19 protein-coding genes and 1 tRNA gene are annotated in these 21,732 nt (G+C 62.0%); 12 read left to right on the forward strand and 8 right to left on the reverse strand.

What is annotated here, in order from left to right; all coding sequences use genetic code 11:
* Nucleotides 1-125 precede the first annotated feature (125 nt).
* The 4 genes from AC3YMN_RS03600 (at nt 126) to AC3YMN_RS03615 (ending at nt 3,616) form a co-directional block, all read left to right on the forward strand.
* Nucleotides 126-812, forward strand: a complete 687-nt coding sequence (locus AC3YMN_RS03600; protein WP_489888959.1) for a GntR family transcriptional regulator — start codon at nt 126-128, stop codon at nt 810-812.
* 13 nt (nt 813-825) lie between these two features.
* Entirely contained in the window at nt 826-1,215 is a 390-nt protein-coding gene (locus AC3YMN_RS03605) for a YybH family protein (protein WP_489888960.1), read from the forward strand.
* A gap of 61 nt (nt 1,216-1,276) precedes the next feature.
* Nucleotides 1,277-2,290 carry a bile acid:sodium symporter family protein gene (locus AC3YMN_RS03610; RefSeq protein ID WP_489888961.1) on the forward strand — a complete coding sequence of 338 codons (1,014 nt, stop codon included), beginning with the start codon at nt 1,277-1,279 and terminating at the stop codon, nt 2,288-2,290.
* A 249-nt stretch (nt 2,291-2,539) separates the two neighbouring features.
* Nucleotides 2,540-3,616 (forward strand): AI-2E family transporter, encoded by a 1,077-nt coding sequence (locus AC3YMN_RS03615; protein WP_489888962.1) that lies wholly within the window; start codon nt 2,540-2,542, stop codon nt 3,614-3,616.
* Nucleotides 3,617-3,636: 20 nt separating this feature from the next.
* Here AC3YMN_RS03615 and AC3YMN_RS03620 read toward each other — a convergent pair.
* From AC3YMN_RS03620 to AC3YMN_RS03630, 3 genes are all read right to left on the reverse strand, one after another.
* A tRNA-Ile gene (locus tag AC3YMN_RS03620) sits at nt 3,637-3,712 on the reverse strand.
* 100 nt (nt 3,713-3,812) lie between these two features.
* Nucleotides 3,813-4,019: a hypothetical protein gene (locus AC3YMN_RS03625; RefSeq protein ID WP_127753612.1), complete on the reverse strand. Its 207-nt coding sequence runs from the start codon at nt 4,017-4,019 to the stop codon at nt 3,813-3,815.
* A gap of 90 nt (nt 4,020-4,109) precedes the next feature.
* On the reverse strand, nt 4,110-5,051 hold the full coding sequence (locus AC3YMN_RS03630; protein WP_489888963.1) for a nucleoside hydrolase: 942 nt from the start codon (nt 5,049-5,051) through the stop codon (nt 4,110-4,112).
* A gap of 190 nt (nt 5,052-5,241) precedes the next feature.
* Between AC3YMN_RS03630 and AC3YMN_RS03635 the strand changes: the two genes are divergently transcribed.
* The 8 genes from AC3YMN_RS03635 (at nt 5,242) to AC3YMN_RS03670 (ending at nt 19,061) form a co-directional block, all read left to right on the forward strand.
* Entirely contained in the window at nt 5,242-7,077 is a 1,836-nt protein-coding gene (locus AC3YMN_RS03635; RefSeq protein WP_489889192.1) for a monovalent cation:proton antiporter-2 (CPA2) family protein, read from the forward strand.
* A gap of 91 nt (nt 7,078-7,168) precedes the next feature.
* Nucleotides 7,169-9,646 (forward strand): glycogen/starch/alpha-glucan phosphorylase, encoded by a 2,478-nt coding sequence (locus AC3YMN_RS03640; RefSeq protein ID WP_489888964.1) that lies wholly within the window; start codon nt 7,169-7,171, stop codon nt 9,644-9,646.
* A gap of 87 nt (nt 9,647-9,733) precedes the next feature.
* Nucleotides 9,734-11,929 (forward strand): 1,4-alpha-glucan branching protein GlgB, encoded by a 2,196-nt coding sequence (glgB, locus tag AC3YMN_RS03645; protein WP_489888965.1) that lies wholly within the window; start codon nt 9,734-9,736, stop codon nt 11,927-11,929.
* 56 nt (nt 11,930-11,985) lie between these two features.
* The gene (gene glgC, locus AC3YMN_RS03650) at nt 11,986-13,257 is read left to right on the forward strand and encodes a glucose-1-phosphate adenylyltransferase (RefSeq protein ID WP_127753609.1); all 1,272 of its coding nucleotides are present in this window, start codon (nt 11,986-11,988) and stop codon (nt 13,255-13,257) included.
* Nucleotides 13,257-14,714: a glycogen synthase GlgA gene (glgA, locus tag AC3YMN_RS03655; protein ID WP_489889193.1), complete on the forward strand. Its 1,458-nt coding sequence runs from the start codon at nt 13,257-13,259 to the stop codon at nt 14,712-14,714. Before glgC ends, glgA begins: the two co-directional genes overlap by 1 nt.
* Nucleotides 14,698-16,329: an alpha-D-glucose phosphate-specific phosphoglucomutase gene (locus AC3YMN_RS03660; protein ID WP_489888966.1), complete on the forward strand. Its 1,632-nt coding sequence runs from the start codon at nt 14,698-14,700 to the stop codon at nt 16,327-16,329. The genes glgA and AC3YMN_RS03660 overlap by 17 nt, the downstream gene beginning before the upstream one ends.
* A 1-nt stretch (nt 16,330) precedes the next feature.
* A complete protein-coding gene (glgX, locus tag AC3YMN_RS03665) occupies nt 16,331-18,352 on the forward strand; it encodes a glycogen debranching protein GlgX (protein ID WP_489889194.1) in 2,022 nt (673 codons plus the stop codon).
* Nucleotides 18,330-19,061, forward strand: coding sequence for a metallophosphoesterase (locus AC3YMN_RS03670; protein WP_489888967.1), 732 nt, complete (start codon nt 18,330-18,332; stop codon nt 19,059-19,061). Before glgX ends, AC3YMN_RS03670 begins: the two co-directional genes overlap by 23 nt.
* On the opposite strand, the gene AC3YMN_RS03675 is transcribed toward AC3YMN_RS03670, so the two are convergent.
* From AC3YMN_RS03675 to AC3YMN_RS03695, 5 genes are read right to left on the reverse strand one after another with little or no spacing between them, the layout of a single operon-like run.
* Nucleotides 19,058-19,522 (reverse strand): GNAT family N-acetyltransferase, encoded by a 465-nt coding sequence (locus AC3YMN_RS03675; RefSeq protein WP_489888968.1) that lies wholly within the window; start codon nt 19,520-19,522, stop codon nt 19,058-19,060. The two genes, AC3YMN_RS03670 and AC3YMN_RS03675, sit on opposite strands and share 4 nt — an antisense overlap.
* Before the next feature lie 2 nt (nt 19,523-19,524).
* The gene (gene ureG, locus AC3YMN_RS03680) at nt 19,525-20,160 is read right to left on the reverse strand and encodes an urease accessory protein UreG (protein ID WP_127753604.1); all 636 of its coding nucleotides are present in this window, start codon (nt 20,158-20,160) and stop codon (nt 19,525-19,527) included.
* Nucleotides 20,157-20,588, reverse strand: a complete 432-nt coding sequence (locus AC3YMN_RS03685) for a DUF3995 domain-containing protein (RefSeq protein ID WP_127753603.1) — start codon at nt 20,586-20,588, stop codon at nt 20,157-20,159. The genes ureG and AC3YMN_RS03685 overlap by 4 nt, the downstream gene beginning before the upstream one ends.
* Nucleotides 20,585-21,244, reverse strand: a complete 660-nt coding sequence (locus tag AC3YMN_RS03690) for an urease accessory protein UreF (RefSeq protein ID WP_489888969.1) — start codon at nt 21,242-21,244, stop codon at nt 20,585-20,587. The genes AC3YMN_RS03685 and AC3YMN_RS03690 overlap by 4 nt, the downstream gene beginning before the upstream one ends.
* Nucleotides 21,241-21,705: an urease accessory protein UreE gene (locus AC3YMN_RS03695; RefSeq protein ID WP_172123686.1), complete on the reverse strand. Its 465-nt coding sequence runs from the start codon at nt 21,703-21,705 to the stop codon at nt 21,241-21,243. The genes AC3YMN_RS03690 and AC3YMN_RS03695 overlap by 4 nt, the downstream gene beginning before the upstream one ends.
* Nucleotides 21,706-21,732: the final 27 nt, after the last annotated feature.

Genomic DNA, 21,732 nt, shown 5'->3' on the forward strand with positions numbered 1-21,732 from the left:
GGCCCCAACACAGCGGGGGATAAGGCGGCATACTGTATATTGTTTGCGCACATTGCAAGGCTGTTGCATAATTCACCGATGCAAGAATGCCGCGGCGCCAAGAGGGTCCGCGAGGAAGGAGCACGATGCTGGAGACGCGCAAGGTCCACAGCCATGTGGTTGCGGAGGAACTCGAAGAAGAAATTATCGCTGGGATCATCCCGGCGGGATCTCGTCTGGATGAGAGCTCCATTGCGGAGCGATTCGGCATTTCGCGCACCCCCGTTCGCGAGGCCCTCCATATCTTGTGCGGCCGCTCGCTTGCCGAGCGCGTCCCCTACAAGGGCGTTCTGGTGGTGCAGATTTCGGCCGAGCGCATCGACCAGATGTTCGAGGCCATGGCCGAAATGGAGGCCACCTGTGGCCGCTTGTCCTCGCAGCGCATGACTATGAGCGAGCGCGCCGAGCTCGAGCGCCTGCACCAGCAGATGAATGCGCTGGCTGAAGCGGGCGACCATGGCGGCTATGACACCGCCAATGCCGCGTTCCATGAGCTGTTGTTCCAAGGCAGCCACAACAGCGATCTGGCCGCGATAGCCCAGGCCCTGCGCGTCAAACTGGCTCCGTTCCGCAAGTATCAGCTCAAGGATACCGGCCGGCTCAAGCGCTCCTGCATCGAGCACCAGCAGATCGTTGATGCCATCTTGGATCAGGATGGGCGCGCGGCGGAAACGGCCCTGCGGCGCCATCTGGTTTCGGCAGCGCAGGAAGTGCTGATCCGCCGCCAGATCCAGGACAGCGCCACCAGCCATTCCACCCTTTCACCCGCTTGAACAAGACCCCACAATGTCCCATTCCGAAGACGAAGCCGCGATCCGCACCGTAATTGCCGACATGCAGGCTGCTTGGAATAACGGCGACTTTCACGGCTACATGGCTGGCTTCGCCAACCCTGACGTGGTCTTCGTCTCCCGCGGGCGCGTGCAGCGCGACTGGCAGGCAACGCTCGACCATTATATCCGCGATTATGGCGCGGCCCCCGAGATGCGTGGCGAGCTTGAGTTCTCCAATATTCGCATCGAGATGCTTGCACCCGATGCGGCCCAACTCATCAGTTCCTACCGCCTGTCGCGGCCGCGCGAGGCACAGCAGGGCATTAATACAAGGCTAATGCGTAAGCGGAACGGGCGCTGGGTGATTGCGCTAAACCACGTTTCGAGCTTCGAGCCAGACTAACCTCTCTTTCTTCCCATTCCTTCCGGCGCGCTTCTGCCGCCCAACCAATTCGGCGACTTCAATGGCATTTTCCACGCGACTCAAGAGCCTCGGCATTGATATTTACATGGTGCTGCTGATCGGCATGGTGGTCCTCGCGACGCTGTTGCCGGCGCGTGGTTTTGGGGCGGAGGTGGTTTCGAAGGCCTCCTACTACGCCGTAATGCTGCTGTTCTTTTTGTATGGTGCCAAGCTCAATACCTCGGCCATTGTGGCGGGCATCGCTAATTGGCGGCTGCAGCTGCTGGTGTTTGCGTTCACCTTCATCGCTTTCCCGTTGCTGGGCCTTCTTGCGTCGACCGCGCTGGGCCCGGTGCTGCAGCCGGAAATCGTAATGGGGCTGCTTTATCTCAGCCTCCTACCGTCAACGGTGCAGTCTTCCATCGCCTTTACGTCCATCGCCGGTGGCAATGTGCCCGCTGCAGTCTGCGCGGCATCGGTGTCGAACCTGTTGGGTGTCTTCATAACCCCGGCGCTCACAGCGCTACTCCTGCACACCGGCGGGCATGGGGTTGATGCCAGCGCCATGCTGAGCATCGGCGTGCAGATTCTGCTGCCCTTCTTTCTTGGGCAAGTGGCCCGTCCGCTGATTGGACCATGGGTCCAAAAGCATAAGCTGCTGACTTCTATCGTTGATCGTGGCTCGATCCTGTTGATCGTTTATTCCGCCTTCAGCGCGGGCATGGTGGCCGGCATCTGGAGTCAGGTGGATTGGGTGGCGATCCTCATTCTCATGCTGATCAGCTCCGTTCTTCTTGCCGTGGTGATGATCGGCACAGTCTATGTCGGGAAGGCCTGCGGCTTGTCGCAGGAGGACCGCTTGGTGCTGCTGTTCTGCGGCTCCAAGAAAAGCCTCGCGAGCGGGTTGCCCATGGCCAATATCCTGTTTGCCGGGCAAGCCGTGAGCCTGATCATCCTTCCCGTGATGATCTTCCACCAGATCCAGCTTCTGGTCTGCGCCGTCATCGCCCAACGCATCGCCAATGGCCGCAAGGCGATGGTGGCCCAAGTCGAGCCCAAGGCCTCGGCAGCTTAGCAGGCTTCAAAGGCGGCGTGCTGGCGGCTTTCGCCGCTCGCGGCCTGGAGGCGGTCATTGTTGATCTCCCGGTCTTGATCAGCAATGACCATGCGCTTGGGAATCAGCTGACGTTCGGTTCAGCCAATAGTGGGCCAACTGCGCTTCGCCTGCAGGTGTCGCTTTCCAGGACCGCTAAAAAGCGCTGCTTTCCCGCCCGGATACAAACCGCTCGTCGCAGCGTTTGACTTTCGTTTGCAGGGTTCGGCCATGAGCGACCAGCAAACCACCCCCACTCCCGCGCCGATCCAGACCGGTCCAGCCCAGGTCGCGCTCTATGCTCTGGTGATCGGCGCGGTTGTTGGCCTGATGCTCGTCGCATGGTTCCTGCGTCAGATCTTGCTGCTGTTCTTCGCGGCGATCCTGTTGGCAGTGATCATCTGGAGCGTGGCCGAATTGGTGCGCAAAATCCTGCCGCTCCGTCCAAAAGGGTCGGTGGCAGTCGCTTGCCTGATCATTGTCGCCCTCGTTGTCGGCCTGGTCTGGCTGATGGGCGCTCAGGTGGTCGAGCAAGTCTCGACCTTGCGTGACGCAGTTCCCTTGGTGGCATCTGAACTGAAAACCCGATTTGGCCTGGATGTGCAGCAATGGTTCGCCCATGCTGACTACACCAGCTGGCTCCAGGACGCTCTGGGCTATGTGCCGAGTGTGTTCAGCACGGTATCATCCAGCATCCTTGTCGTGGCCGGCGGAGTCTTTCTGGCGCTTGATCCACAGGGTCATCGGGAAGGGGCCCTTTTGCTGGTGCCCCGGTCCCGACGCGAGCGGCTGCGCCAAACGCTCAATCTGGCGGCACGGTCACTGCAACATTGGCTGGCGGGGCAGGTGATTGCCATGGTGATTATCGGCGGTGCAACCGCTGCGGTTCTCGCCATGTTCGGAGTTCCCTCCGCGCTGGCCCTAGGGCTGATTGCAGGTCTGCTGGAATTCGTGCCCTATGTCGGCGCCATCGTCGCCTATGTTCCACTTGGGTTGGCCGCCATTGCTCAGGGCGTCAACACCTTCTGGTGGGTCTTAGGGGTTTACGTCCTCATCCAGCAAAGCGAGGGCAATATCCTCATGCCGCTCCTCCAGAAACGGACGGTGGAGGTGCCGCCAGTCGTCGCGCTATTTTCGGTGGTGGGCTTGGCACTGCTGTTCGGACCACTGGGAATTGTCCTGGGCGTGCCGCTGACGGTGGTGCTGCTAGTAGCCCTGCGCGAACTCTATATCATCGATGTGTTGGGGGAGCCGCGCGAAAGCGCAAGGTCCGACCGTATCCGAGCCAGACCGACCCGAAGGGCCTAACTCTAAGCACTTGAATAGAATGGTGGGCCCACCAGGACTCGAACCTGGAACCAGACCGTTATGAGCGGTCGGCTCTAACCATTGAGCTATAGGCCCCGGCTGGGTGTGTAGCAAAGTGTCGGGAGGGCCGAAAGGGTCAACTGCCAAGGAAGTAACACTTCCGTCAGGGTCTGACGTTGGGTGCTGGAGCTGGGGCTCATCGCCCCGAGGCACTGGGGCGGCTGAACAGTTCGGTGAGCTTGAGCAGCGCCGCCAGATGCACGTTCTCGGGGGTGGAGGGATCACGCAGGCAAAGCACATCGCTGACAACGGTGAAACTCACGCCGTTGCGGATGCCCGACGCGGTGAAATGCAGCCGCCGGTGCTCGGCCGAATAGCGGGCATGGGTCACTTCAAACTGCATGATGCCAGCTAGGCATAAGCCGTTGGCAAGGCAAGCGCGATGCGCAAGAAGCGCCCAGTAGTCCGCTCAATTCTGCATGACCGGCAAGGATCAGGGTAGCCGGGCCAGCCGTTCGGCCAGCAAGGCATAAAAGCCATCGGCATCTGCGTGGCGCATGAACTGCACATTGGCTGGCTTGCCGGTGACATGCCAATAATCGGCCACGCTCATGCCGCGCGTCAGCTCGCTCCCCGTTTCAACCGCAACATGACAGTGACGGCCGGTGAACAGGGTGGGCTTGAGCAGATAGGCGATCACCGTGGGATCATGCAGCGGCGCGCCTGACCAGCCATATTTCTGCAAATCGAAATCCTGGGAAAAGCTCAGCATCTCGTACACCGCCGTGCCGGCGCGATTGCCCAGGGCGCGGATGGCGGCGAGCCGCTCCGGTGTGGACTGTACGCCATGCGTAACGTCGAGCGGCATCATGGTGATTGGCGCCCCACAACGCAGCACAACATCCGCGGCTTCGGGATCAACATAGATGTTGAATTCGGCCGCTGGCGTGATGTTGCCGACTTCGAAGTAAGCGCCGCCCATCAAGACGATCTCGGCAATCCGCTCGGCGATCCGCGGCTCCTTGATGAGCGCCATCGCAATATTGGTGAGAGGCCCCAGCGCACAGAGGGTTACCGTGCCCGGCTCGGAAGCGAGCAGAGTATTTACGATGAAGTCCACCCCATGCATCCGCTCGAGCAGGAGCTTGGGGGCCGGCAGGTCGGGGCCATCGAGGCCGGTTTCGCCATGCACATGCTCGGCCGTGATCAGCGGGCGCCGGATGGGGCGGCCGCAGCCGGCGAACACGGGAATGTCCTTGCGGCCGGAAAGCTCGACCACCTTGAGCGCGTTGCGGGCGTTTTGCGCAAGCCCGACATTGCCTGCAACAGCGACCACCCCCACAACCTCAAGTTCCTCAGGTGATGCCAGCGCCAGCAGCATGGCGACAGCATCATCCTGGCCGGGATCGGTGTCGATGATGATCTTGCGGGTCATGGAAGAACCTGAATTTAGTTGGATCGAAGAATAGCTGAGTGGCGCCAAGGGCCTGGCGCGCCAAACCTTACATCGGCCGGCGCCCGGCGCGATAGCCGAATAGCTGCCATGCCCTCATGTGCTTGACGGATGTCGCTTGGCTGCCGAACAGTCCGGGTTCATCGAAGACAAGGAATCGAGTGTGGAACACGTGGTAACGGAAGCGGCAGGTCACGGGGTGGACCTGATACCCATCGTGGTGCTGCTGGCGGCAGGTGTGTTTGCCGTACCATTGTTCAAACGCATCGGGCTCGGCTCAGTGCTGGGCTATCTCGCCGCTGGGTTGTTGCTTGGCCCATCCGTGCTGGGCGTGATCCATGAGCCTGAAGCCGTGCTTTCGGCCGCCGAGCTCGGGGTCGTCCTCTTTTTGTTCATCATCGGCCTCGAAATGGAGCCGACGCGGTTGTGGGCGCTGCGCAAGCAGATCTTTGGCCTGGGGGTCGTCCAGGTACTGGTCTGCGGCGCGCTGCTGACGGGGGTGGGCATTCTCCTCGGCTTTGCGCCACCGGTGGCCTTTGTCGCCGGCATGGGCTTCGTTTTGACCTCGACGGCCATCGTCATGCAAATTCTCGGCGAGCGCGGGGAACTTGCCACAGATAGCGGCCAGAAAATGGTCTCCGTTCTGCTGCTCGAAGACCTTGCCATCGTGCCGCTCCTGGCCATCGTGGCGCTGCTCGGCCATTCCGGCGGATCGGACAGCTTCGGTACCCGCCTGGTGAGCATTGCCATCGCGCTTGGCGCCGTGCTGCTGCTGATTTTTCTCGGGCGCCGCATCATGAACCCGCTCTTTGCGGCGCTGGCCTCCACCAAGCAGCGTGAGGTCATGACTGCCGCTGCATTGCTGGTGGTACTGGGCGCGGCCTTGTTGTTTCAGTTGAGCGGGCTTTCCATGGCCATGGGAGCCTTCCTGGCTGGCGTGCTGCTCTCGACCTCGACCTTCCGGCATCAGCTGGAAGCGGATGTGGAGCCGTTCCGCGGCATCCTGCTCGGGCTGTTCTTCCTTGCCGTCGGGATGTCGCTGGACCTGCGCATTGTCGCGGACAACTGGGCGATCATTGCGCTCAGTGTTGCCTGCTATATGCTGGTCAAGGGTATTGGCATCTATGCGATTGCCCGCCTGTTGCGGTCCTCCCATGGCGAAGCGCTGGAGCGCGCCGTGCTCATGTCACAGGGCGGCGAATTTGCCTTTGTGTTGTACACGACGGCGACAGCCGCTGGCATCATCGACGCACCCACCAACTCCATCTTCACCGCGACAGTCGTGATCTCGATGGTGCTGACCCCCTTTGCGATCGCGGGCCTGCGTTTTGTGACGCCAAAGACCACCCAGTCCATGGACGGGGTGGATAGGGTGAGCAATCTGCGGGGCAGGGTGCTCATCATCGGCTTCGGGCGCTTTGGCCAGATCGCCAGCCAGCCGCTGCTGGCGATGCATCATTCCGTCTCGATCATCGACAATGATACCGACATGATCCGGGCTGCCTCGCAGATCGGCTTCAAGGTCTATTACGGGGATGGAACGCGGCTCGATATCCTGCATGCCGCAGGGGCTGACAATGCCGAGATCATCCTGATTTGCGTCAATGACAAGGCGAGTGCAACGCGCATCGCCGAATTGGTGCGTGACGAGTTTCCCCTTGCTAAGGTCATGGCCCGTGCATTCGACCGCGGGCACGCCATTGAACTGGTCAAAGCCGGGGTCGAGTATCAACAGCGCGAACTGTTCGAGTCCTCGTTGATCCTTGGCGGCAAGGCGATCACGCTGCTTGGCGCCAGCCAGGAAGAAGCCGACCAGGTCGTGGCGGGCGTTCGCGAGCGCGACAGCCAGCGGTTCGAGTTGCAGATGGTGGGCGGCGCGCAAATGGCAGGGCGCCACTTGCTGCTCAGCAATGCGGTCGATCAGGCGCGTGAAAGCGGTGTTGCCGTGCGTGAGGAGGACATCGACGAAGACGCTAAAGAAGCGTCTTCGGTGGGAGGAGCCCGTTAGTGCCGCCAAAGTGAGGGCTTTAACCAACACTGGTTAAATGCCAGACTAAAGTCTAAGAGGGACCTGTTCGTCACGTATTCCGGATCGCGATATGCCCCAGAAGCCAATCGTCTACGACGCTCCCACCCCCCAGCCTCGTGCCACTACAGTGGAGGCATTGGAAGCCGAGATCCTTGAACGGCTGATCTATTCGGTCGGCAAGGACCCCATTGTCGCGCGGCCTCATGACTGGCTGGCGGCGACAATTCTGGCGGTGCGCGATCGGGTGATGGACCGCTGGATGGAGTCCTCGCGCGAAACCTGGCGCATTTCCCACAAGCGCGTTTATTATCTCAGCCTCGAGTTCCTGATCGGCCGCCTGATGCGCGACGCCATGAGCAATGTGGGCCTGCTTGAGCCGGTGAGAGAAGCCCTCAAGAACCTCAATGTCGATTTGGGCGACCTTATCGATCTGGAGCCTGATGCCGCGCTCGGCAATGGCGGCCTAGGCCGTCTTGCCGCGTGTTTTCTTGAGTCGATGTCCTCGCTCAAGATCCCTGCCTATGGCTATGGCATCCGCTATGTGCACGGGCTGTTCCGCCAGGAAATGAGCGAAGGCTGGCAGGTGGAGCTGCCCGAAGAATGGCTCGCCCACGGCAATCCCTGGGAATTCGAGCGGCGCGAAAGCTCCTATGAAATTGGCTTCGGCGGCATCGTTGAGCCGGTTGAAGGGCCCGATGGCACGGTGCGCCAGGAATGGCGCCCCAACGATCATTTCCTTGCCGTCGCCTTCGACACACCCATTGTAGGCTGGCGCGGAGCGCGGGTGAATACGCTGCGCCTTTGGAGCGCCCAGCCGATTGATCCCATCCTCCTCGACAAGTTCAATTCGGGCGACCATCTCGGGGCGCTCGAGGAAAGCTCACGGGCCGAGGCGATCACACGGGTGCTCTACCCCGCTGACTCGACCGCCGCCGGGCAGGAGTTGCGGCTGCGTCAGGAGTTTTTCTTCTCCTCGGCTTCCCTGCAGGACATCGTGCGCCGGCACTTGCAGCAATATGGCGATCTGCATTCCCTGCCGGACAAGGTCGCCATCCAGCTCAACGACACGCACCCGGCCATTTCGATTGCCGAAATGATGCGCATCCTAGTGGATTTGCATGGTCTGGATTGGTCCGTCGCCTGGCCGATCTGCAAGGCAACCTTCAGCTACACCAACCACACCCTGTTGCCCGAAGCGCTGGAAAGCTGGCCGGTGGCCTTGCTCGAGCGCATGCTGCCGCGGCACATGCAGATCATCTACCAGATCAACAGCCAAGTTCTGGGCGAAGCGCGGCGCAGCGCCGAGTTCACCGATGCGCAGGTGGCCAATCTGTCGTTGATCGATGAGAATAGCGGGCGGCGGGTGCGCATGGGCCAGCTGGCTTTCGTCGGCTCGCACGCCACCAATGGTGTGTCGGCGCTCCACACCGAGCTCATGAAGCAGACGGTGTTTTCCGATCTGCACAAGCTTTATCCCGACCGGATCACCAACAAGACCAATGGCATTACGCCGCGCCGCTGGCTGATGCAGTGTAATCCCGAACTCACCAAGCTCATCACCGAAACCATTGGGCCCGCATTTCTGGATGATGTGAATGCGCTCCACGCGCTCGCTGATCACGCCGAGGATCCGGCCTTTCAGAATAAGTTTGCCGCAGTCAAGCGCGGGAACAAGGATCGGCTGACCCGCCTGATCAAGGATCGCATGAACATCGTAGTCTCACCGGACGCCGTGTTCGACGTCCAGGTAAAGCGCATCCACGAGTACAAGCGACAGTTGCTCAACATCATCCAAGCCGTTGCCGCTTATCAGGAAATTCGCGCTCACCCGGAACGCGAATGGGTGCCCCGCGTTAAGATCTTCGCGGGCAAGGCAGCGCCAGGGTACTGGAACGCCAAGCTCATCATCAAACTCATCAACGACGTCGCCAAGGTCATCAATAATGACCCGGCGGTGCGCGGTCTTCTCAAGGTGGTCTTCCTGCCCAACTACAATGTCAGCCTCGCCGAGGTGATCATGCCAGCAGCCGATTTGTCTGAGCAGATCTCGACAGCGGGCATGGAGGCATCGGGCACCGGCAACATGAAGTTCATGGCCAATGGCGCCATCACCATTGGCACCATGGATGGCGCCAATGTGGAGATGCACAAGGAAGTTGGCGCGGAAAACATCGTCATCTTTGGCTTGTCCACTGAAGAGGTCAACGACAAGCGAGCGCGGCACGAGGCGCCCATCCAGGCCATCGATAGTTCGCCAGCTCTCAAGGAAGCCCTCGAAGCGATCGCGTCGGGCGTGTTTTCGCCCGATGATCCGCATCGCTATGGCGATCTGATCGGCGGGCTTTATGACCGCGACTGGTTCATGGTCGCGCGAGATTTCGACTCCTATGTGGCGGCCCAAGCCCGGGTGGATGGCTTGTGGCTCGATAAGGCGCGCTGGAATGCCATGGGCATTCGCAACACGGCGCGCGTAGGCTTTTTCTCTTCGGATCGCACGATTAAGCAATATGCCGAAGAAATCTGGGGCGTGCCCGTCGCTGCAACCTAGGTTGCAGCGGAGCGCGTCCGATGAATGCAATAAGTCAATGAGGTCCAGCCGGCTTTGACCGGCTGTGATCGGACAAAGGATGCGCGGGTGGACAGGCAGGACTGGCAGGCAGATGCCCGGGAAGTGGAAGCGATCGTCGGTGGGCGTCATGCCGACCCGTTCGCCTTTCTGGGCTTGCACGAGAGTAACGGACAGATGGTGCTGCGCGCATTCGTGCCGCACGCCGAGAAACTGAGCGCTTGGACGCTGGGCGGCGAGTTCCTTGGTGAACTGTTGCAGAGCCATCCGGCTGGTTTCTTTGAAGGCCCGGTCCCGCTAGCTGCCCGCCAGCCGATCCGCTATAAGGCAAGCAATGCGGGCGGGGAGTGGGATGTCTATGATCCCTATTCCTTTGGTCCCGTACTCGGCCCGCTCGATGACTACTATATCGGCGAAGGCAGCCATCTCAGGCTTTACGACAAGCTTGGCGCGCATGAGATGGAATTCGAAGGCATCCATGGCACTCACTTTGCTGTCTGGGCGCCCAATGCGCAGCGCGTGAGCGTCGTTGGCTCGTTCAACGAATGGGACGGCCGGCGCCATCCCATGCGCAAGCGGCTAGATACCGGGGTCTGGGAAGTCTTCATCCCCGTGCTCGGAACGGGCACGCTCTACAAATACGAGATCGTCGGTCCCGACGGCGTCACCCAGCCGCTCAAGGCCGATCCTTACGCCCGCCAGGCGGAAATGCGCCCGCGCACCGCTTCCGTGGTCCCCGATCCCTCGCCGTTCGTGTGGACGGATGCCCAATACATGGAAGAGCGCCGCTCCAAGGATTGGCGGCGCATGCCTATGTCCATCTTTGAGGTGCATCTGGGCTCATGGCGCCGCAAGCCTGATGGCGGCTTCATGTCCTATGAACAGCTTGCCGAGCAGCTGGTCCCCTATGCCGCCGACATGGGCTATACCCATATCGAGCTGATGCCGATCACCGAGCATCCCTATGATCCGAGCTGGGGCTACCAGCCCACCGGGCTTTATGCGCCGACGGCAAGGTTCGGCGATCCCGCCGGCCTTGCCCGCTTTGTTGATGCCGCTCATGAAGCCGGTATCGGGGTCATTCTCGATTGGGTGCCGGCGCATTTCCCGACCGATGCGCATGGGCTCGCTCATTTCGACGGCACGGCGCTGTATGAGCATGCCGATCCGCGCCAGGGTTTCCACCCCGACTGGAACACGGCGATCTACAATTTCGGCCGCCGTGAGGTCGTCTCCTTCCTCGTCAACAATGCCCTCTATTGGCTCGAGCAGTTCCACCTTGACGGCTTGCGCGTCGATGCAGTGGCCTCGATGCTTTATCTCGACTACTCCCGCCAGCCCGGCGAGTGGGTGCCCAACCAGCATGGCGGCAATGAAAACCTGGAAGCGGTCGAGTTCCTGCAGCGGGTAAACACTGAAGCTTATCGGCTTCATCCGGGCACATTCATGATCGCCGAAGAGTCCACGTCCTGGCCCGGGGTGAGCCGCCCCGTTGATGCGGGCGGGCTGGGCTTCGGGTTCAAGTGGAACATGGGGTTCATGAACGACACCCTGCGTTACATGAGCCGCGAAATGATCCACCGTCGCTATCACCACAACGACATGACCTTCGGCACGGTCTACGCGTTCACGGAAAACTTTGTGTTGCCGCTCAGCCATGACGAGGTGGTGCATGGCAAGAAGTCACTGATCGAGAAAATGCCGGGCGATGACTGGCAGAAATTTGCCAATCTGCGCGCTTATTACGCCTTCATGTGGGGCCATCCCGGCAAGAAGCTCTTGTTCATGGGGCAGGAGTTTGGCCAGCGTGAAGAATGGACCGAGGCCCATTCGCTGGATTGGTGGCTGCTGGAAGCAGGCATGCATGAGGGACTGCGGAGGCTCGTTGCTGACCTCAATGCTGCCTATCGCCAGCTTCCCGCCCTGCACGAGCGTGATTGCGAGCCGGAGGGCTTTGAGTGGGTCATTGGCAACGACCACGCCAATTCCGTCTTTGCCTGGTTGCGCAAGGCCCCGGGCGCCGATCCGGTGCTGGTGGTCTCCAACATGACCCCCGTGCCGCGCAGCAACTACAAGATCCCGATGCCGATTGCCGGCAAGTGGGTCGAGCGTATCAACACCGATGCGGGTTGGTATTCCGGCAGCAACACGGGCAACCAGGGTGCTGTTACCGCCTATCCCGTCGAGGGCATGCATTGGCCGGCAGAAGCCGAGCTCTATCTGCCGCCACTTTCGACACTGTTCTTGAAATTCGAACCTGCGTGAACCGGCGGGGGCCGAAGAACGCTCCGGGTCAAACCGGGCTATTTTGGAGGGATTAAATGGCTGATTATCGGGCGCCGTCGCCGCTGGCACGCGAGGCGATGGCATATGTGTTGGCCGGTGGTCGCGGCACGCGTTTGATGGAACTGACCGACCGCCGCGCCAAGCCCGCAGTGTATTTCGGCGGCAAGTCGCGCATCATCGATTTTGCGCTCTCGAACGCCATCAATTCGGGCATTCGCCGCATTTCCGTGGCGACGCAATACCAGGCGCACAGCCTGATCCGGCACTTGTCGCGCGGCTGGAACTTCCTGCGCCCCGAGCGTAACGAAAGCTTCGACGTCTTGCCCGCCAGCCAGCGGGTGCGCGAGGACATGTGGTATGCCGGCACTGCCGATGCCGTGTACCAGAACATGGACATCATCGAGGATTCCGGGGCGCGCTATATCGTTATCCTCGCGGGCGACCACATCTACAAGATGGACTACGAAATCATGCTGCGCCAGCATGTGGACACCGGCGCCGACGTGACCATCGGCTGCCTGGAAGTGCCGCGCATGGAAGCCACCGGCTTTGGCGTGATGCATGTGGATGGCCGCGACCGGGTCGTCAATTTCGTCGAGAAACCCAAGGATCCGCCTGGGATCCCCGACAAGCCGGACATGGCGCTGGCCTCGATGGGCATCTATGTGTTCGACACGCGGTTCCTGATGGAGCAGCTGCGGCGCGATGCGGCCACCGAAGGCTCCAACCGGGACTTCGGCAAGGACATCATCCCCTATATCGTCAAGAACGGCACCGCATGGGCGCACCGCTTCCCACGCTCCTGCGTGCGCTCGTCCAAGGAAGAAGTTTCCTATTGGCGCGACGTCGGCACGATCGACGCCTATTGGAAGGCCTCGATCGACCTCACCGATATCCAGCCCCAGCTCGATCTCTATGACCGCGACTGGCCGATCTGGACCTATGCCGAGATCACCCCGCCGGCCAAATTCGTGCATGACTATGACGGGCGGCGCGGTGCGGCGGTGAACTCCCTGGTCTCGGGCGATTGCATCATCTCGGGCGGCTCGCTGCAGCGCACGCTGCTCTCGACCGGGTCGCGCGTCCACTCCTATTCCGAACTCAACGAAGCGGTGGTGCTGCCCTATTGCGACATCGGCCGCAGTGCCAGGTTGCGCAAGGTGGTGATCGATCGCGGCGTCAACATTCCCGAAGGCCTGGTTGTGGGCGAGGATCCCGAGTTCGACGCCAAGTGGTTCCGCCGCAGCGATGATGGCGTGACGCTGATCACCCAGCCCATGATCAACAAATACCTGGCGAGCCGATGATTGAAGTTCTCTCGGTCGCGTCAGAGGTTTACCCGCTGATCAAGACCGGCGGCCTGGCCGATGTGACGGGCGCCTTGCCCGCCGCGCTGGCTGGCCGCGGCGTCAATATGCGCACCCTTGTCCCCGGCTATCCAAGCGTGCTGGGGCAGATGGAAGGTGGTCGGGTGGTCAAGGAGCTCGATGATCTCTTTGGCGGTCCCGCACGGCTGCTGGCCGGCCGGACGGCTGGCCTCGACGTGATCATCATCGATGCGCCGCATCTCTATAATCGCCCCGGCAATATCTATGTCGGCCCCGAAGGGGACTGGCCGGATAGCTGGCAGCGTTTTGCCGCGCTGGGCTGGGTCGGGGCTGAACTGGCCATGGGCATGGTGGGTGGCTATCACCCCCAGATCATCCATGCCCATGATTGGCAGGCGGGCCTTGCCCCGGCCTATATCAAGTTCGGCCGCTCGGACCGGATCAAGACCGTGATGACCATCCACAACATGGCATTCAAGGGCTTTTTCGGCGCCGAGATTTTTGGCCAGCTCCGCTTGCCGCCACAGGCCTTCAGCGTGCACGGCGTCGAGTACTATGGCGGCATTTCTTACCTGAAATCGGGGCTGGAATGCGCTGACTTTGTCACCACCGTGAGCCCCACCTATGCCGAGGAAATCCGCACGCCCGAGTTCGGCCTCGGCCTCGAAGGGCTGCTGAACGCCCGCCAGAGTACCGTTGCGGGCATTCTGAACGGCATTGACACCCAGACCTGGAACCCCGCCACCGATCCGGCGCTGGCACAGAAATATACCTCCAGCACTGTGCATATGCGTCGCGTCAACAAGGCGGCGGTGGTTGAGCAGTTCGGCCTGGACGGCGTGAACGGCCCGCTGTTCTGCGTCGTCAGTCGTTTGACCGACCAGAAGGGCATGGACCTGCTGCTGCAAGCTGTGCCCGACCTGATCGGGGCCGGTGGGCGGCTCGCGGTCCTGGGCTCGGGAGAAGCTTATCTTGAGGATGGCTTCCGCCACATGGCCGCTGCTTACCCCGGCAAGGTTGGCCTCGTCGTGGGCTATAACGAGAACCTGTCTCACCTCATGCAGGGCGGGTGCGACGCTATTGTGATCCCGTCGCGGTTCGAGCCCTGCGGGCTGACCCAGCTTTATGGCCTGCGCTATGGCTGCGTGCCGGTTGTCAGCCGCATCGGCGGTTTGGCCGATACGGTGATCGACGCCAATCCCGCCGCGCTGCAGGCGGAAGTCGCCACCGGATTTCAGTTTGCGCCCAACAGTGTCGAGGCCCTTGCTGAAGCCCTGCGCAAAGCCGTCCGGCTTTACCGCCGGGACAAGGTTTGGAAGAAAATGCAACGCCGCGGCATGAAGGCTGATGTGTCCTGGGAAACCAGCGCCGGCCTTTATGCAGACCTTTATGCCTCTCTCCTCCGGCTCAAGAATGACGATGATCAAGACGATTGAAACCACGCCTTACCCCGACCAGAAGCCGGGCACATCCGGGCTGCGCAAGCGCGTAACCGTTTATCAGCAGCCCAACTATGTCGAGAACTACATCCAGGCGATCTTTGACTCGCTCGAGGGGTTTGCGGGCCAGACCCTCGTGATCGGCGGCGATGGCCGGTTCTACAATGATGTGGCCATCCAGAAGGCGATCCGCATCGCGGCTGCCAATGGCTTTGGCAAGGTGATGGTGGGGCAGAACGGCCTGCTCTCGACGCCCGCCGCCAGCCACATCATTCGCCACTACGGCGCCTTTGGCGGCCTCGTGCTCTCGGCCAGCCACAATCCGGGCGGACCGGACGGCGATTTCGGCATCAAGTACAATATCGGCAATGGCGGGCCGGCGCCCGAAAAGATCACCGATGCGGTGTTCGCGCGCACCAAGGTGATCGAGAGCTACAAAACCGTCGATGCGCCCGATGTGGGGCTGGGGCAGGTGGGTAGCCAGCGCGTCGGCGACATGGTGGTCGAGGTGATCGACCCCGTGGCTGATTACGCGGCCTTGATGGAAACTCTCTTCGACTTCGACGCCATCCGCGCATTGTTTGCCGGTGGTTTCCGCATGACCTTTGATGCGATGCATGCGGTCACCGGGCCCTACGCCAAGAATATCCTCGAGGACCTACTGGGTGCTCCTCATGGCACTGTCGTGAACGGCACACCGTCGCCCGATTTCGGCAACGGCCACCCCGATCCGAACCTCGTCTACTGCAAGGACATGCACGACCTGCTGATGACGCCTGAGGGTCCTGATTTCGGCGCCGCCTCTGATGGCGATGGCGACCGGAACCTCATTATCGGCAAGAACCGCTTCGTTACCCCCTCGGATTCTCTCGCGCTGCTCGCCGCCAATGCGCATCTCGCGCCCGGCTATCGCAACGGCATTGCCGGGATCGCTCGTTCCATGCCCACCAGCGCCGCGGCAGACCGGGTCGCGGAAAAGCTGGGCATCGAGATGCACGAGACGCCCACCGGCTGGAAGTTTTTCGGCAATCTTCTCGATGCTGGCCGCGTCACCATCTGTGGCGAGGAAAGCGCGGGCACGGGCTCCAATCACGTGCGCGAAAAGGATGGGCTCTGGGCCGTGCTGCTGTGGCTCAACATCATCGCCGCGCGCGGGCAGAGCGTGGACGAGATTGTGCGCGAACATTGGGCCACTTACGGGCGCAACTACTATACGCGGCACGATTATGAGGAGGTCGATGCCGCGATTGCCAATACGCTGGTCGATGATCTGCGCGCGCGCCTGCCGAGCCTTGCCGGCCAGACCTTCGGCGAGGACCTGCAGATCGCCTATGCCGATGACTTCACCTACCATGATCCGGTGGATGGCTCCACGAGCGCCAAGCAGGGCATCCGCATTGGCTTCACTGACGGCTCGCGCATCGTCCTGCGCCTGAGCGGCACGGGTACCGTTGGTGCCACCTTGCGGCTGTATCTTGAGCGTTACGAGGCGGCCGACGGACGTCACGAACTGGAAACGCAAATGGCTCTCGAGCCTTTGATCGCCATTGCCGACCAACTTGCCGGAGTTCGGCAACGCACTGGCCGTGAGGCACCGAGTGTTATCACCTGAGATGGTGCCGCGGCTGCTCCCCGGCCGCGGCAACACCCATGATCTGGGCGCGACGATCACCCCTGCGGGGGTCAACTTCGCGGTTTATTCCTCTGCTGCAACAGCGCTTTGGGTATCGATCTTCGATGAGCATGACAGTGAGGTTCATCGCTTTCCATTCGATGTGCATCACGACGGTATCCATGCCGCTCTGATCGCCGGTCTGGGCGTCGGCACGCGCTATGGGCTGCGTGTCGATGGTCCATATGCGCCCGATAGCGGCTTGTTTTTCGATCCCGCGCGGCTCCTCGTTGATCCCTATGCCCGGCAACTGGATCGGGTCTTCGCCTATTCGCCCGATTTGCGTTGCCCACGAGACCCCTCCTTCGATACTGCGCCACTGGTGCCCAAGGCCGTTGTCGTCGAAAAGCTTACGGCTGCGACTGGGCCGCTCCTGACGACTCCTAAGTTCTTCTACGAGCTCAATGTGCGTGGTTTCACCATGCGCCACCCCCAGGTCCCACCGGCCGAGCGCGGTACGCTGAAGGGCTTGGGTGCGCCGGCCGTGATCGAGCACTTCCAACAGCTTGGCGTCGACACCCTGCAGTTGATGCCGGTGACCGCCTGGATTGACGAGCGGCACCTGCCGGCGCTGGGGCTGAGCAATGCCTGGGGCTATAATCCTATTGCCTATGGCGCCATTGATCCGCGCCTTGCACCCGGCGGTATCGCCGATCTACGTCAGCTCACAGACCGCTATCGGGAAGCGGGGATAGCGGTGATCCTGGATGTGGTGTTCAACCACACCGGCGAAAGCGATGCGCAAGGCCCGATCCTGAGCCTCATGGGTCTCGATCCCCAAGCTTATTTCTGGTTTGCCGATCGCGAAGACCGCCAGGAACTCGTCAATTACACCGGCACTGGCAATACGCTGCGCTGCAATCATCCAGCGACGCAGCGCCTCGTCATCGATAGCCTGCGCTTCTGGGTGGAGGAGGGCGGTGTGTCAGGCTTTCGCTTCGACCTGGCGCCGGTGCTGGGGCGCGAGCCCGAGTTCAATTCCAGCGCCGAACTGCTCGAGCGGATCAAGGCCGATCCACTGCTGAGCCGGTGCATCCTTGCCGCGGAACCCTGGGATCCGGGTCCTGGCGGTTATCAGCTGGGCCAGTTCGGGCCGCCATTCCGGGAGCACAATGACACTTATCGGGATGGGGTGCGGGCCTTCTGGCGGGGCGAGCCCGGCTCGATCGGCCGTTTTGCCTCCAAGCTTGCCGGCAGCGCCGAGTTGTTTGATCGCGATGGACGCACGCCCGCTTCGGTGATCAATCTGCTGGCGGTGCATGATGGCTTCACCCTGCGTGACCTCGTCAGCTACGCGCACAAGCATAATCTCGCCAATGGCGAAGACAACCGCGACGGCCACAACCATAATCTCTCCTGGAATTGCGGCGTGGAAGGGGAAACCGAGGACGCGCAGATCAATCTAGCCCGGCGCCGCGATGTGCGCGCGCTGCTCGCCACGCTGCTGCTGTCGCGCGGCGGCATCCTCCTGCAACAGGGCGACGAGTTGTTCCGCACGCAAGGAGGCAACAACAATGCCTATGCGCAGGACAACGAGATCACCTGGCTGGACTGGTCCAACGGCGATTGGGAGCTAGCGGCCCTTGTTGCCGCCCTTTGCGCTTTTCGCCAGGGGCATCCGGCGGTGCATGCTGATCGCTTCCTCAACGGGACCGGAGCCGCCGGGCACCGCGACGTGACCTGGCTGCACCCATCGGGTCACGAGATGAACAGCGTCGAATGGGAGCATCCCAATGCTTCGGTTCTCGGCATGCATCTCTGCTACGGCTCCGATGACGTGCTGATCTGGTTCAACCGCCGGCACGATAGCCTCGCGGCGCAACTGCCCGCTGGCGACTGGAGAGTGGGTCTCGCTTCCGACCTGCACCCGGTGATTGGCGGCGGAACGGTTACTTTGGGGCCCCGTACGGTGGTGGCTCTGGTTCGGGGAAAGGCAGACAATGATCATCGCCCAGCTCAGTGATATCCACGCCAACGGAACCCGAGAGGCGCTGGCCCGGCTCGATGCCGTGCTGACCTGGCTGCGACCTCTCGCGCCGGACGCGGTAATCGTGAGCGGGGACTTGGCGGAAGATGGCGCACTGCAAAGCTATGCTGATGTTGCCGAACGGCTGGGATCGCTCAAGGCGCCGGTCCAGGTTGTGCCCGGCAATATGGATCACCACGGCCCCATGCGGCGCGTCTTCGGAGCCGAGCACGGTTGGGGGCTGCAGGGCGCGCTTCACAGCATCAGGGATCTGGGGTCGCTGCGATTGATCGGGCTGGATGTGACCGTGGCCGGTCAGCACCATGGTGACGCTGCACCCGTGCTTGGGTGGCTCGCGGAGCAGCTGGCGGAGCAGGTCCCGCCAGCGCTCCTGTTCCAGCACCAGCATCCTTTTCGCTGCGGCATCGACAACAAGGATCGCAATATTTGCCTTAACGGCGCCGCCTTGGCGGACACGATCGCTGCGGCTGCCTCGCCCGTGCTAGGCCTTACCTGCGGGCATGTGCACCGACCATTGTTCACGAGCTTTGCCGGCCGCCCCGCCACGATGGCTCCTTCTGTGGCGCGCTCCAACAAGCTGCGCCTCGATGGCAAGGAGGCTCAACGCGTCGACCCGCCCGGGCTGATGATCCACCATTTCGCCGATGGTCGTCTGGTCAGCCATGTGGTGATGATCGCTTCCTAGTCCGTCGCCTCGACCATGCCCATGCGGCGGTAAAAGCGTTGCGCGGCAATGTTGTCGGCCTCGACCTTGAGATCAACCTGGGTCAGCCCCTCGGCGGCAAAGACGGCCAAGGCGGTGCGCAGCAAGGCTGCGCCAATACCTCGATGGCGCCACGCTGGCGCAACAGCCAGATCCTTGATGAAGCCACTAGTCCAGCACTGGGCAATGCCGATGGGCCGGTCATTCGCGTCCGCGGCGATGATGACGAGCTCGGGACGAAACTCGTCATCCTCGACAAGACCTGTCCACCAGGTCTCAAAGGGCGGGACACTGCCGCCGCCATCGCGGTAAGCCAGCACCAGCAGATCGTGCAGATCTCGCGGTCGGGCCACCGCCAGTGGCATCCGGTATGTGCCTTGGGGCCAGACCGGCGCCGGCGGCGAGCCCGTAAGGCTCGCCCGCAAGCGCAGAAAGACGGTCACTGCTATTCCGCGGCCGCGGTCACCTCGGCCAGCCCGCCGGCCTTTTCGATGAAGGCGATGATCTGATCGAGGCTTTCGCGGCGCAGCAGGTCGGTGAACACATAGGGGCGGCCCTCGCGCACCTTTTGCGTATCGCTTTCCATCACTTCAAGGCTGGCGCGCACATGTGGCGCAAGATCGGTATGGGTGATCACCAGCAGGTCCGAGCGCGAGATCGCCGGGCCGCCCTTGCGCGGGATCTTTTCGCCCTGGGCCACCGAAATCACATAGATGGTGAGGTCAGCCAGGTCGGGCGAGAAGGTTGCGGCCAGATTATCGCCGCCGCTTTCGATCAGGATGATGTCGAGATCGGGGAACTTGCGGTTGAGCGCGTCGATGGCCGCAAGGTTCAGCGAGGCATCCTCGCGGATCGCCGTATGCGGGCAGCCACCGGTTTCAACGCCAACGATGCGATCTTCCGAAATCGCCTGCACCCGCGCGAGGATCAGGGCATCCTCCTGAGTGTAGATGTCGTTGGTCACCACGGCCATGGAATAGCGCTCGCGCATGGATTTGAGCAGCATTTCACATAGCGTGGTCTTGCCCGAACCGACGGGACCGCCAATGCCGATGCGGAGGGGACCGTTGAGCGACTTCATAGGAGCCTCAAGAGAACAAGTGCCAGAAAGCCCAGCCCGATAAACAGGCAAAGCGGTGAATAAACCCGCCGGTCGTTGAACCGGAAGCTTGGTTCAGGGGTCCGTTCCGCCCAGCGGGCGGTATAGCCCAGGCCTCCTCGCGCCAAAAATGGGATCGCACACAGCGCGCCGACCAGTGTCAGGGTGGCGCCGCCGCTGTCATGGTCCGCGAGTGCCAGGGCGACGATGCCGGCGGCCAGCGTGCCGATTGCTACGGCCAGCGAAACCAGCCGAGGCGGCATCCGCGTGACGCCCGGGGTGCCCACAACGGTTTGGGCGAGCAATTGCTCGTTGCGGATCGGCCAGGTCGTGCCCACCGACCAGAGTAGGTGGGCAAACGAAACCGCCAGCAAGGGAATGAACATGAAGGCGGCAATGAACATGCTCATGAGCGGAAGATTCTCGTATGGAGGGTCTCGTGGGCCATTTGCGCGATATCGGCGGCATAGGCAATGCCCCCGATCTCGTTGAGGCCAGCGCTCCCGCACAACGTCGCCACTTGCGCGACCGCCGGCTCCAGCGCAGCCATGATCCGCAAGCCATCGGTTTGACCGATGGGCACGAGCCGCACAGCCACCGAGACCTGCGCATGCACGGCCGCAGTGATGAAGGCCAGGAGTGTGGCGCCGGGCTCAAGCCCGTGCTTGCCGGCAATGGCGCCTACGGCGATGGGGTAGGGGCAGGGCTGAGGCAGCACCAGGGTCCCCGTCCCGGACCAGGCCTGCGCTGCCGCAGCAAAGGCATCGCCGGTAGTGACGGTTTCCGTGTGTCGTTCTCGCGCCGGCGTCAGTGCGAGGCACAAGTCGGCAAGCTCACTTAATGCTGCCGCGTCATCGGCCACGCGATGGGCGGCGGCCAGGAGGATGGCGTCGGTGCGCAGCCCACCATGATGCAGGCTGCCCTCGATCCAGTCCTGCGTCGTGGCGCGGTCATGCACCACACGGGTCTGGATGGCGGTTTCGAGCCCCGCCGACCACGCGAAAGCCCCGACGGGAAAGGCGGGTGACAGCCAGGTCAGCAGCTTTTGCAGGTCGCCGCCGCTCATCGGTTAAGCAAGGCGTGCCCGGCATCGCCATGGCTGTGATAGGCGCCGTGCTCGGCGAAAAACGGTTCGGAGATATTGGTGATGCGCGCACCGAGCCCTTCCAACATGGTTTTGAGCACGTGATCGCGCTTGATCAGGATGCGATCCGCCTCCAGCTGCGCTGAAGTGTGGCGATTGCCGATATGCCAGGCGAGCCGCACCAGATGGGCGCGATCGTCGGCCCGAATCTCATAGAGCAATTCGTCCGCAGCAATGATCCCTGCAAGGCGCCCGTCCTCGAGCAGCAAGGCCCCGTCATGCTCAAGGGTCAGGGTTTGGGGAAAATCCACCAGCACTTCGGTGCCGCCGCGCAGGGTCAGGAGCTTGCGGCGCAGGCGCCGCTCGTCATGGGCAAGACTGATGACGTCAAAGGCATCCCCACGGCCATGGCCGGGGGGCAGGTGGGCGGAGGCACGCAGCATGGGTTCACTCTGTTGCCTGAACGAGGG

The sequence above is a fragment of the Devosia sp. Z11_6 genome (assembly GCF_058133665.1).